This window comes from Thermohalobaculum sp. (assembly GCF_058622915.1).
This window is the reverse complement of the sequence record NZ_JBZSYN010000147.1, coordinates 24,057-36,447: the sequence shown is the minus strand read 5'-3', so window position 1 is coordinate 36,447 and position 12,391 is coordinate 24,057. Positions and strand designations below refer to the sequence as shown.

The following is a 12,391-nucleotide window of genomic DNA, read 5'->3' as shown; positions in this document are numbered from 1 at the left end:
TTGACGAAAGCCAACGCGCCTACCTGCATTGGCAGACCATTCCGGGCCGAGCGCTGAGCGGCCCCCAAATTCGCAACAGGGAGAGACGCACCATGATCCGCAAAACCGCCCTCGCGCTGGCCGGGCTCGCGCTGGCCGCGCTGATCACGGGCACCGGGGCCCAGGCCGCCGCCCTCAAGGTGGGCTTCGTCTATGTCGGCCCGGTGGGCGACTTCGGCTACAGCTACCAGCACGACCAGGGTCGCAAGGCGGTGCAGAAGCACTTCGGCGACAAGGTCGACACCACCTATGTCGAGAGCGTCAAGGAGGGCCCGGACGCCGAGCGCGTGATCCGCCAGCTCGCCGCCTCGGGCTACGGGCTGATCTTCACCACCTCGTTCGGCTTCATGGACGCCACCGTGAAGGTGGCCAAGATGTTCCCCAAGGTGAAGTTCGAGCACGCCACCGGCTACAAGCGCCTGCCGAACCTGGCCACCTACATGGCGCGCTTCTACGAGGGGCGCTATGTCATCGGCACCATCGCCGGGCTGATGACCAAGACCAACAAGATCGGCTATGTCGCCTCGTTCCCGATCCCCGAGGTGGTGCGCGGCATCAACGCGGCGACGCTGGCCGCGCGCAAGGTCAACCCCAAGGTGCAGGTGCAGGTGATCTGGGTGAACTCGTGGTACGACCCGGGCAAGGAGGCCGACGCCGCCAAGGCGCTGATCGCGCAGGGCGCCGACATCATCATGCAGCACACCGACAGCCCGGCGCCGCTGCAGGTGGCCGAGAACGCCGGCGTGCATGCCTTCGGCCAGGCCTCGGACATGATCAAGTTCGCGCCCAAGGCGCAGCTGACGGCGATCGTGGACAACTGGGGGCCCTACTACATCAGGCGCGTGCAGGAGGTGCTCGACGGCACTTGGAAGAGCACCGCCACCTGGGACGGGCTGGGCGAGGGCATGGTCAAGATGGCGCCCTACACCAACATGCCCGACAGCGTGAAGGCGGCGGCGGAGAAGGTGGAGGCCGGCGTAGCCGCGCACACGATCTATCCGTTCACCGGCCCGATCAAGGACCGCAACGGCAAGCTGCGCGTCAAGGCGGGCGAGCACGCCTCGGACAAGATGCTGCTCGGCATGGACTGGTTCGTGCCAGGCGTGAACGGCGACCTGCCGAAATAGCCGGCAACGTGGGCGATGGCGGCCCCGCCCGGTGGTGGGGCCGCTTTGCCTTCGGGGCCGCGGCGATGGGAATTCCGGTCTGTTTCAAGCGATTTTTGACAATATTGCGCTGGTTTACCACTAGAATTCGGCCAAGTAAGGCGTTTGAAGCGCAGGGCCCTTGCGGCATGAGGCCATGCCCCGGGGCAGACACGGGAAAACGATGGGCCGTCTGACCACCCATGTGCTCGACACCGCGCGCGGCCGCCCGGCGGCGGGGCTGCGCATCGAGCTGCACCGCATCGAGGGCGCGGCCCGCCGGGCCGTGGCCGAGGCCGTGACCAACGCCGACGGGCGCTGCGACGGCCCGCTGCTGGAAGGCGCGGCGCTGACCGCGGGGACCTACGAGCTGACCTTCCACGCCGGGGCCTATTTCGAGGCGCTGGGGCTGGGGCTGCCCGAGCCGAAATTCCTCGACCGCGTGCCGGTGCGCTTTGGCGTCTCGGACCTCGGGGCGCACTACCACGTGCCACTGCTGCTGGCGCCCTACGGCTTCAGCACCTATCGGGGGAGCTGAGATGTCGCGCACCGTGCGCTTCGTGCTGAACGGCGCGCCCGTCGAGGTGGCGGACGCGGCACCGACCACGACGCTGCTCAACTGGCTGCGCTATGAGCGCGGGCTGACCGGCACCAAGGAGGGCTGCGCCGAGGGCGACTGCGGCGCCTGCACCGTGGGGCTGCGCGAGCTCGATGCCGAGGGGCGGCTGGTCACCCGGCCGGTCTGCGCCTGCATCCAGCTTCTGCCGATGCTGCACGGGCGCGAGGTCGTCACCGTCGAGCGCCTGCGTGCGCCCGACGGGAGGCTGCACCCGGTGCAGGCGGCGCTGGCCGAGGGCCACGGCTCGCAATGCGGCTTTTGCACGCCGGGCTTCGTCATGAGCCTGTGGACCGCCTATCGCAGCGAGCCGCGGCCCGGGCCCGGGCGCGTCAACGACCTCTTGGCGGGCAACCTGTGCCGCTGCACCGGCTACGGGCCGATCATCGCCGCCGCTGCCGACGCCTATGACCGGCCGAGGCCCGACTGGGACGACGCCGACGAGGCGGCCGCTGCGGGGCGCCTGGCCGCGCTGGAGGCGGGTGCGCTCGACTACGAAGCCTGTGGGCGGCGCTTCCTCGCGCCCGTCACGCTGGACGAATTCGCCGCGCTGGCCGAGGCGCACCCGGACGCCACTATCCTGTCGGGCGCCACCGATGTCGGGCTGTGGGTGACCAAGCGCGCCTTCGCGCCCGAGGTAATCCTCTACACCGGCCGGGTGCGTGAGCTGGCGCAGATGCGCGAGGAGGACGGGCGGCTGTGGATCGGCGGCGCGGTCACCTATCGCGACGCCCATGCGCGCATCGCCGCGCTCTATCCCGACTTCGGCGAGCTCATGCGCCGGCTGGGCGGGGCGCAGGTGCGCGCGGCCGGCACCATCGGCGGCAACATCGCCAACGGCTCGCCCATCGGCGACAGCCCCCCGGCGCTGATCGCCGCCGGCGCGACGCTGGTGCTGCGCAAGGGCGGGGCCCGACGCGAGATGCCGCTGGAGCAGTTTTTCCTCGACTACGGCAAGCAGGACCGCGCCCCGGGCGAGTTCGTCGAGGGTGTGTGGCTGCCGGTGCCGGAGGACGGCGCGCGGCTCGGCTGCTACAAGGTCTCAAAGCGCTTCGACCAGGACATCACCGCCGTGCTCGGCTGCTTCGACGTCGCCGTCGAGGGCGGCACGGTGCGCGCGGCGCGGCTGGCCTATGGCGGCATGGCCGGCGTGCCCAGGCGCGCGGCGGCCGCCGAGGCGGCGCTGGCGGGCCAGCCCTGGACCGAGGCCAGCGTGCGTGCGGCGATGGCGGCGATGGAGCGCGACTTCACGCCGTTGACCGACATGCGCGCCTCGGCCCGCTACCGCATGCGGGCGGCGCAGAACCTCTTGATGCGCTATTATCTTGAGCGGACGGCCCAGGGTACGGCCACGCGTATGGTCGGGCCCATGGTCGGGCCGCTCGCGGCGGTCGGGTGAGCGAGATGCGCGACCAGACCCCTGCCCCGCCCGCCACGGGCCCCGATGACATCCGCGACGGCGCGCACGCGCCGCGCCGCCACGACTCGGCGGACAAGCACGTCACCGGCGAGGCGGTCTATGCCGATGACCTGCGCGAGCCGCGCGACCTGGTGCATTGCCATATCGCGCTGTCGCCCAAGGCGCGGGCGCGGCTGACCCGCGTCGACCTTGCCCCCGTGCGCGCCGCGCCGGGCGTGGTGGCGGTGCTGACCGCCGACGACGTGCCCGGCGTCAACGACACGGGCCCCGCGGTGCGCGACGAGCCGATGCTCGCGGCCTCCGAGCGCACCGGCGGCGCGGTCAGCTATGCCGGCCAGGCCATGTTCGTGGTCGCGGCCGAGAGCCTGCCCCAGGCGCGCACCGCGGCGGCGCGGGCGGTGATCGACTATGCCGAGGAGACGCCGATCCTGACCATCGCCGAGGCGATGGCGGCCGAGAGCTATCTGCAGCCGCCCTACCGCATGGCGCGCGGCGACGCCCGCGCTGCGATCGACGCGGCGCCCCGGCGGCTGACGGGCCGCATCAGCTTCGGCGGCCAGGAGCAGTTCTACCTCGAGGGCCAGATCGCCATCGCCACGCCGGGCGAGGACGACGAGGTGCACGTGGTCTCGTCCAACCAGCACCCCTCGGAATGCCAGATGATCGTGGCCCGCTTGCTGGGCGTCGCGCACCACGCGGTCAGCGTCGAGGTGCGCCGGCTGGGCGGCGGCTTCGGCGGCAAGGAGACGCAGGGCAACCTGATGGCCGCTGCCGCGGCGCTGGTGGCCAGGCGCACCGGGCGGCCCGCCAAGTGCCGGCTCGACCGCGACGACGACATGATCCTCACCGGCAAGCGGCACGACTTCGTGATCGACTACGAGGTCGGCTTCGACGATGCGGGCCGCATCCTGGGCATCCGCTTCGAGCAGATGGCCCGCTGCGGCTGGTCGCTGGACCTGAGCCACGCGGTGAGCGACCGGGCAATGTTCCACGCCGACAACGCCTATTACCTGCCCGCGGCCGAGATCGTCTCGCATCGCCTGCGCACCAACACCGTCTCGAACACCGCCTTCCGCGGCTTCGGCGGCCCGCAGGGCATGATGGGCATCGAGCGGGTGATCGACGAGATCGCGCATACGCTGGGGCGCGACCCGCTGGAGGTGCGGCGGCTCAACTTCTACGAGGCTGAGGGCGGCCCCGGCGAGCGGGTGATGACGCCCTATCACATGGCGGTCGAGGACTGCGTCATCGGCGAGATCGTGGACGAGCTGGCCGCAAGCGCCGACTACGCCGCCCGCCGCGCCGCGATCCGCGCCTGGAATGCGGGCAGCCCGGTGCTCAAGCGCGGCATCGCGCTCACCCCGGTCAAGTTCGGCATCTCGTTCACCACGGTGCATTTCAACCAGGCGGGCGCGCTGGTGCATCTCTACCAGGACGGCTCGGTGATGCTGAACCACGGCGGGGTGGAGATGGGCCAGGGGCTGATGACCAAGGTGGCCCAGGTGGCGGCGTCCGAGTTCTGCGTCGACCTCGAGCGGGTGCGCATCACCGCGACGCGCACCGACAAGGTGCCGAACACCTCGGCCACCGCGGCCTCCTCGGGCTCGGACATCAACGGCATGGCGGTGCGCGATGCCTGCGAGACGCTGAAGGCGCGGCTGGTGCGCTTCGCCTGCGAGACCATGAACGTGACCGAGGCGGACGTGGCGTTCCTGCCCAACCGCGTGCGGGTGGGCGGTGACGAGATCCCCTTCGGCGACTTCGTGCGCCGGGCCTATCTGGCGCGCGTGCCGCTCTCGGCCACCGGCTTCTACGCCACGCCGAAGATCCACTGGGACAGGGAGACAGCCCGGGGCCGGCCGTTCTACTATTTCGCCTATGGCGCGGCGGTGTCGGAGGCGGTGATCGACACGCTGACCGGCGAGAACCGGCTGCTGCGCGTCGACATCCTGCACGATGTCGGCCGCTCGCTGAACCCCGCAATCGACCTGGGCCAGGTCGAGGGCGGCTTCGTGCAGGGCGCGGGCTGGCTGATGACCGAGGAGCTGTGGTGGAACGAGCGGGGCGAGCTCAAGACCCACGCGCCCTCGACCTACAAGATCCCGGCCTGCTCGGACCGGGCGCCGGACATGCGCATGCGCCTTTGGGCCAAGGGCATGAACCGCGAGATGACCATCCGCCGCTCCAAGGCCGTGGGCGAGCCGCCGCTGATGCTGGCGATCTCGGCGCTGCACGCCATTTCGGACGCGGTGGCGGCGGCGGGCGACTACCGGACCTATCCGGCGCTGGACGCGCCCGCGACGCCCGAGCGCGTGCTCTGGGCGCTCGAGCGGGTGCGGGGGGGCGTGAGATGCGGCTTTCCGACCTGATCGCCGCGGTGGAGCGCGAGGGGCGCGCGGCGGTGGTGCTGATCGCCGCGGCGCGCGGCTCGGTGCCGCGCGAGGCCGGCGCGGCGATGCTGGTCACCGCCTCGGCCACGCTGGGCAGCATCGGCGGCGGCGCCGTCGAGCACCGGGCGATTGCGCGGGCGCGCGAGATGCTGGCCGCCGGGCCGGGCCACGCGGCGCTCGAGGTGCCGCTCGGCCCCGCGCTCGACCAGTGCTGCGGCGGGCATCTGCGGCTCGCCTTCGCCGTCTTCGACGCAGGCGACTTTGAGCGCCTGCGCGCGGCGCGCGGATCGCTGGCGCTGTGGCGGGGCGGGCCGGTGCTGGCCGAGGAGACCGCCGGGCCGCCGGTGCTGGTCTACGGCGCCGGCCATGTGGGCCGGGCGCTGGTGCGCGCGCTCGCCCCCCTGCCCTTCACTGTGCGCTGGATCGATGCCCGCCTCGACGCCTTCCCCGCGGACGTGCCCGCGGGCATCGAGACCGTGGCGACGCCGCTGCCCGAGGCCGAGGCTTGCGCCGCGGGCCCGGGCGCGCTGCACGTGGTGCTCACGCACAGCCACGCGCTCGACCTCGAGATCGTCACGGCGGTGATGCAGCGGGGCGAATTCCGCTTCCTCGGCCTGATCGGCTCGGCGAGCAAGAAGGCCACCTTCCTCAGGCGCCTGCGCGAGCGCGGCATCCCCGAGAGCCGGCTCGCCCGGCTGACCTGCCCGATCGGCGTCGCCGGCCTGCGCGACAAGCGCCCCACGGTGATCGCGGCCTCGGCGGCGGCGCAGATGTTGCAGGTGAATGCCATGGCGGCGCTTAAGGAAAGCCGCGAAACCGCTTGAGAAACACTGGAAAACCGCGATGAGCCAGACCACCATCCTGCGCGGGCGGCTGCTGCGCTTCGCCGGCGACCCGTTCGAGTTGGGCGCCGAGGCGGCGCTGGTCTTCAACGACGACGGCGCGCTGGCCATGCGCGCGGGGCTGATCACGGGCGCGGGCCCGGCGGCCGCGGTGATGGCGCAACACCCCGGCGCGCGGGTGCAGGCCCTGGGCGCGCGGCTGATCGCGCCGGGCTTCGTCGACTGCCACGTGCACTATCCCCAGACCGGGGTCATCGCCTCCTGGGGCCGGCAGCTGATCGAGTGGCTCGCGACCTACACCTTCCCCGAGGAGGCGCGATTTGCCGAGCCCGATCACGCGCGGGCCGCGGCGCAGGTCTTCTTCGACGAGACGCTCAGGAACGGCGTCACCACCGCCTGCTCGTTCTGCACCATCCACCCGCAAAGTGTGGACGCCTATTTCGAGGAGGCGGCGCGCCGCGGCCTGCGCGCCGCGGGCGGCAAGGTGATGATGGACCGCAACGCGCCTGCGAGCCTGCTGGACACGGCCGAGACGGGCTATGCGCAGTCGAAGGCGCTGATCGGCAAATGGCACGGGGTCGGGCGGGCGAGCTATGCCATCACGCCACGCTTCGCGCCGACCTCGACACCCGCCCAGCTCGAGGCCGCGGGCGCGCTGTGGGCCGAGCACCCCGAGTGCATCCTGCAGACGCACCTCGCGGAGAATGCCAAGGAAATCAAATGGGTGGGCGAACTTTTTTCCGACTGCCCGGACTATCTGGGCGTCTACGAGAAATACGGGCTGGTGGGCCCGGGCGCGATCTTCGGCCACGCCATCCACCTGAGCGGGCGCGAGCGGGCGCGGCTGGCCGAGGCCGGGGCGGCGGTGGCGCATTGCCCGACCTCCAACCACTTCCTCGGCTCGGGCGAGTGCGACGTGGCGGGGCTGGCGGCGCTGGGCGTGCGCATCGGCCTGGCGACCGACGTGGGCGGCGGCTCCAGCTTCTCGATGTTCCACACCATGAAGGCGGCCTACGAGATCGGCCAGCGGCGCGGTGCGGCGCTTGCGCCCGCGCATCTGTGGTGGCTGGTCACTGCTGGCGCGGCGCGGGCGCTCGGCCTCGACGACCGGGTCGGCAACCTCGCGGTGGGGCTGGAGGCCGACGCCGTGGTGCTCGACCTCGCCTCGACCCCGCTGATCGCGCAGCGGGTAGCGCGGGCCGAGACGCCCGCCGAGGCGCTGTTCGCCCAGATCGTGCTGGCCGACGACCGCGCCGTGCAATCGACGATTTCCGCCGGCCGGGTGGTCTATGATAGGAGGGACTCCACCTGATCCACGGGAAGAGGCCGATGTCCGACCTGATCGCCCGCCTGCCCAAGGCCGAGCTGCACCTGCACATCGAGGGCACCTTCGAACCCGAGCTGATGTTCGAGATGGCGCGCAGGAACCGCGTCGAGATCCCCTATGCGAGCGTCAAGGAGTTGCGGAAGGCATACGATTTCAACAACCTGCAGGAGTTTCTTGACCTCTATTACCAGGGCATGGGCGTGCTGCAAACCGAGCAGGACTATTTCGACCTGACGCGGGCCTATCTCGACCGCTGCGCCGCCGACAACGTCGCCCATGTGGAGGTCTTCTTCGACCCCCAGGGCCACACCGCGCGCGGCGTGCCCTTCGACGTGGTCGCGCGCGGCCTCCTCGCCGGGCTCGAGGACGGTGCGCGCCGCCACGGCATCACCTGGCGGTTGATCATGAGCTTCCTGCGGCATCTGAGCGAGGAGGACGGGTTTGCCACGCTCAGGCAAGCGGAGCCCTGGCTCGACCGCTTCATCGGCGTCGGCCTCGACAGCTCGGAGCAGGGCCACCCGCCGGCGAAGTTCGCCCGGCTGTTCAGGCGCTGCCGCGAGATGGGGCTGCTGCTGTGCTGCCATGCCGGCGAGGAGGGGCCCCCCGATTACGTGCGCGAGGCGCTGATGGACATCCGCGTCGACCGCATCGACCACGGCAACCGGGCTATGGAGGACCCGGAGCTGGTGGCCGAGATCGCCCGGCGCGGGCTGACGCTGACCGTCTGCCCGCTGTCGAACACGGCGCTCAAGGTGATCGAGCGCATGGAGCAAAGCCCGGTGCGCCGCATGCTGGAGGCCGGCATCAACGTCACGGTGAACTCGGACGACCCGGCCTATTTCGGCGGCTATGTCAACGCCAACTTCCGGGCGGTCGCCCGGGCGCTCGGCCTTGCCGAGGCCGAGATCGCGCAGCTCGCGCGCAACAGCTTCACCGGCTCGTTCCTGCCCGACGCGGAGAAGTCGCGCTGGTGCGCGAAGGTGGACGCGGCGCGGGCGGGGTAGCGGGCCTTGCCGGGACCGTGAAAACCGCCCACAGGGCGTTTTCAATGATTTCAATGACTTGATCATATGTCCACGCGTGGACAGGGTACCCGGCCCGCGTTGGGCCGGGCCGCGGGCCCCGGAGGCGGGGCCCCGGGGGCCGCTTGCCTAAGGAGGCCCCGGGTCGGGGGCCGGGGCCATGCGGCGGGGCGCGCTCAGGCCAGCTCCGCCTCGAGACGCTTGGCCATCGCGGCCGGGGGCAGCTTTGCCAGCCGCTCGGCCAGGAAGCGGATGAAGGCGCGGGTCTTGGGCGGCTGCATCCGGTGCGGCGGCGCCAGCGCGTGGATGGCCAGATCGCGCGGGCTGTGGGCGAGCAGGATGGGCACCAGCGCGCCCGACTCGATCTCCTCGGCCAGGTCCCAGACCGACTTCATCACGATCCCGGCCCCGGCCAGCGCCCAGTCGACCAGCACGTGCGAGCTGTTGGAATCCATCGGCCCGGCGACGGCGAAGTTCTGCACCGCGCCGTCCTCCATGAACTGCCACTGGTAGCGGCGCGAGCCGGGGAAGCGCAACAGCAGGCAGTCGTGGCGCTTGAGCTCGGCCGGCGTCGCCGGCGTGCCGCGCCGCGCCAGGTAGTCGGGGCTGGCGCAGGCGAGGCGGAAGTCGCGCGCCACCCGGCGCACCATGAGCGAGGAGTCCTGCAGGTAGCCGCGGCGCACGGCGACGTCGACCTGCTCGTCCACGAGATCCACCACCCGGTCGGTGAGCTGGAGACGGATCTCGACCTCGGGGAAGCGGGCGCGGAACTGCGGGATCAGCGGGCCGATCCAGCGCCGGCCCATCACCGTGGGCGCCGAGACGCGCAAGACCCCCGAGGGCCCCTCCTTCTTCTCGGCCAGCTTGCGCTGCACCTCGGCGACCTCGGCCAGCACGCGCAGGCAGTGCTCGTAGTAGAGCCGGCCCTCCTCGGTCGGGGTCACCGCCCGCGTGGTGCGGTTCAAAAGCCTGACCCCGAGCCGGGACTCGAGCTTGGTGATGCGCGCCGAGACCACCGCCGGCGAGAGCCTGAGCTCGTGCCCCGCGGCCGAGAGGTTGCCCCGCTCGACCACGCGCACGAAGACGGTCATGTCGTCGACGGCGTACATCGCGCCCCGTCACTTGTCCGGCATGCCGGCGCGGATCCACGAGCCCAGCCGGGCGCGCTCCGCCTCGGTCATGCCGGTGAGGTTGCCAAGCGGCATCGACTCGGTGCGCACCGCCTGGGCCAGCACCTTCTGCGCGTTGGCCTTGAGCTGGGCGGCGGTGTCGAAGGTGATCCCGGCCGGCGCCGACTCGAAGCTGGGGTTGGTCGGCGTGGCCGAGTGGCAGGCGGTGCAGCGCGTGTGCACGATGGCCATGGCGTCGGCGGTGGTCACCCGACCTTTGACCGCGGCGCGCCCGCTCGGCTGCCAGGCGGTAAAGGCGATCAGCGCCGCCGCCAGCGCCGCCGCGGCGGGCCACTGCCACTGCACTGGGATGCCGGTCGCGCCGGCCTCGTAGCGGTTGAACCAGTTGCGCACGATGGCGCCCAGCGCCAGCACCAGCGCCACGATGACGAAGCTCCAGCGGTGGCCGAAGGTCATCGGGTAGTGGTTCGAGATCATCAGGAAGATCACCGGCAGCGTCAGGTAGTTGTTGTGGGTCGAGCGCAGCTTGGCGATCCTGCCGTATTCGGCGTCGGGCGTGCGGCCGGCCTTGAGGTCGGCGACCACCACCTTCTGGTTCGGGATGATCACCAGGAAGACGTTGCCGGTCATCAGCGTGGCGATCATGGCGCCGGTCTGCAGGAAGGTGGCGCGGCCCGAGAACACGTGCCCCAGCCCCCAGGCAACGGCGACGATGGCGGCAAACAGCAGCGCGAACATCAGCGCCGGGCGCTCTTTGAGCGGCGACTTGCACAGCCGGTCGTAGAACAGCCAGCCGAAGCCCAGCGCCGCCAGCGACAGCGCGATCCCCTGCCACGGCGCCAGCCCCGAGCCCGGCGCCAGCAGGTAGGTCGAGGCGCTGGAGTAGTAGGTCACGGTGAGCAGCGCGAAGCCGGTCAGCCAGGTGAGATAGCTCTCCCACTTGAACCAGTGCAGGTCCTCGGGCATGCGCTCGGGCGCGACGGCGTATTTCTGAATGTGGTAGAAGCCGCCGCCATGCACCGACCAGCTTTCGCCCACCACGCCGTGGGGCATGTTGGCGGCGCGCTTGAGGCTGGCGTCGAGCGCCATGAAGTAGAAGGACGAGCCGATCCAGCCGATCGCCGCGACGATGTGCGCCCAGCGGAAGAGGAGGCTGAACCAGTCGTGGAGCGTGACCGTCATCACAGGTCCTGATTGCTGCGCGAGGCAAGATCCCGCGGCCGACCCTATACCGGCCGGCATCCGGATAATCGCGAAAAACGCGGCAAATCTCATCAAGAAATTTTTGAAGGTCCAGGGGGCGGCGGGCGTGTATGGAGAGCGGCGGGCCCGCGAGCCGGTGGCCCAGATGCGAGGCGCGCATGACCCCAATCCGCGATGACCGGCCGGGCAGGCGCGACCGCGCGGCCTTCGTCGCCCGCTTCGGCGGCGTCTACGAGCACAGCCCCTGGGTGGCGGAGGCGGTGTGGGACGCGGGCGCGGTGGCCGACGACGCCGAGGCGCTGGGCGCGTCGATGCGGGCGGTGGTGGAGGCGGCCGGCGAGCAGGCGCAACTGGCGCTCTTGCGCGCGCATCCCGACCTGGCCGGGCGGCTGGCCGTGGCCGGCGGGCTCACCCCAGAGTCGAGCGCCGAGCAGGCCTCGGCCGGGCTCGACCGCTGCACGCCCGCCGAGTTCGCCCAGTTCCAGCGGCTGAACGCCGCCTACACCGCCCGCTTCGGCTTTCCCTTCATCATCGCCGTGCGGGGGCTCGAGCGGGCGGAGCTCCTGGCGGCGTTCCGGCGCCGGCTGGGCAACGACCGGAGCGCCGAGTTCCGCGAGGCGCTCGACCAGGTGCACCGGATCGCGCGGCTCAGGCTGCGGGCCCTGGCCGAGGGTGGCTGACCGGGCGGCTGATCGGGCGGCCGATGGCGCTGGCGCATTTACGCGCAGTGGTTGCAGCCCGTCTCGACCGGCAACTTTTGCCCTAATGCGGCCGCGATCATGCCACCGCAGTGGTCGATTGCGTTTCGATTTGCTACAGTCGGGAGCGCTGGCGAGGGGGGCTGGCCATTAACACGCATGTTTCATACGCAAGCACGGCGAAGCGACGCGCGCCTCTCGACGCCGCCCACAGCGCGGTTGGGCGGGGCCGCTGGCGGCCTGTGCCCGAGGCGGCCGTGCCCGCGCCGCAGGCCGACCCGGACCTGCCGGCGACGATCGTGCTGCTCGCGCCGATCCTGGGCAGCCTGATCTGGGCCGTGCTGATCTTCGGTCTCGTCGAGGCTCTCTGAACGGCTGCGCAGCGCCCCGGCGACCCGCCGTCCCCGATGCGACAGTTTCGAGCCGGGAAAGCCCCGCGCGCCTGCCCGATCGCAGCATGGTGCCCGGAGAGAGGCCTGGAAGCCCGACAATCACGCCGCCTGGAAGGCGCGAACTGCCGGTGTATCGGCGCATGCCCACGACCAGCGGCATCGATCCG

Annotated in this window: 10 protein-coding genes; 8 read left to right on the top strand and 2 right to left on the bottom strand. The window is 71.4% G+C overall.

Features of this window, described 5'->3' with window-relative positions; genetic code table 11:
- The first annotated feature begins 92 nt into the window (after window positions 1–92).
- The 7 genes from AC32QD_RS11570 to AC32QD_RS11540 all read left to right on the top strand — a co-directional run bounded on the left by AC32QD_RS11570 (window position 93) and on the right by AC32QD_RS11540 (window position 8,783).
- Window positions 93–1,166: a BMP family ABC transporter substrate-binding protein gene (locus AC32QD_RS11570; protein ID WP_492010656.1), complete on the top strand. Its 1,074-nt coding sequence runs from the start codon at window positions 93–95 to the stop codon at window positions 1,164–1,166.
- Window positions 1,167–1,368: 202 nt separating this feature from the next.
- Window positions 1,369–1,722 carry a hydroxyisourate hydrolase gene (uraH, locus tag AC32QD_RS11565; protein WP_492010655.1) on the top strand — a complete coding sequence of 118 codons (354 nt, stop codon included), beginning with the start codon at window positions 1,369–1,371 and terminating at the stop codon, window positions 1,720–1,722.
- Between the two features lies 1 nt (window position 1,723).
- Complete coding sequence (xdhA, locus tag AC32QD_RS11560; protein ID WP_492010654.1) at window positions 1,724–3,199, top strand: xanthine dehydrogenase small subunit; 1,476 nt, start codon at window positions 1,724–1,726, stop codon at window positions 3,197–3,199.
- A gap of 5 nt (window positions 3,200–3,204) precedes the next feature.
- The gene (gene xdhB / locus AC32QD_RS11555; RefSeq protein ID WP_492010653.1) at window positions 3,205–5,589 is read left to right on the top strand and encodes a xanthine dehydrogenase molybdopterin binding subunit; all 2,385 of its coding nucleotides are present in this window, start codon (window positions 3,205–3,207) and stop codon (window positions 5,587–5,589) included.
- Entirely contained in the window at window positions 5,571–6,434 is an 864-nt protein-coding gene (gene xdhC / locus AC32QD_RS11550) for a xanthine dehydrogenase accessory protein XdhC (protein ID WP_492010652.1), read from the top strand. The genes xdhB and xdhC overlap by 19 nt, the downstream gene beginning before the upstream one ends.
- A 19-nt stretch (window positions 6,435–6,453) precedes the next feature.
- Window positions 6,454–7,764 (top strand): guanine deaminase, encoded by a 1,311-nt coding sequence (guaD, locus tag AC32QD_RS11545; RefSeq protein WP_492010651.1) that lies wholly within the window; start codon window positions 6,454–6,456, stop codon window positions 7,762–7,764.
- A 17-nt stretch (window positions 7,765–7,781) separates the two neighbouring features.
- Entirely contained in the window at window positions 7,782–8,783 is a 1,002-nt protein-coding gene (locus AC32QD_RS11540) for an adenosine deaminase (protein ID WP_492010650.1), read from the top strand.
- 194 nt (window positions 8,784–8,977) lie between these two features.
- On the opposite strand, the gene AC32QD_RS11535 is transcribed toward AC32QD_RS11540, so the two are convergent.
- Complete coding sequence (locus AC32QD_RS11535; RefSeq protein ID WP_492010649.1) at window positions 8,978–9,910, bottom strand: LysR family transcriptional regulator; 933 nt, start codon at window positions 9,908–9,910, stop codon at window positions 8,978–8,980.
- Between the two features lie 9 nt (window positions 9,911–9,919).
- Complete coding sequence (locus AC32QD_RS11530; RefSeq protein ID WP_492010648.1) at window positions 9,920–11,113, bottom strand: urate hydroxylase PuuD; 1,194 nt, start codon at window positions 11,111–11,113, stop codon at window positions 9,920–9,922.
- A gap of 179 nt (window positions 11,114–11,292) precedes the next feature.
- Between AC32QD_RS11530 and uraD the strand changes: the two genes are divergently transcribed.
- On the top strand, window positions 11,293–11,814 hold the full coding sequence (uraD, locus tag AC32QD_RS11525) for a 2-oxo-4-hydroxy-4-carboxy-5-ureidoimidazoline decarboxylase (RefSeq protein ID WP_492010647.1): 522 nt from the start codon (window positions 11,293–11,295) through the stop codon (window positions 11,812–11,814).
- The last annotated feature ends 577 nt before the right edge of the window (window positions 11,815–12,391 follow it).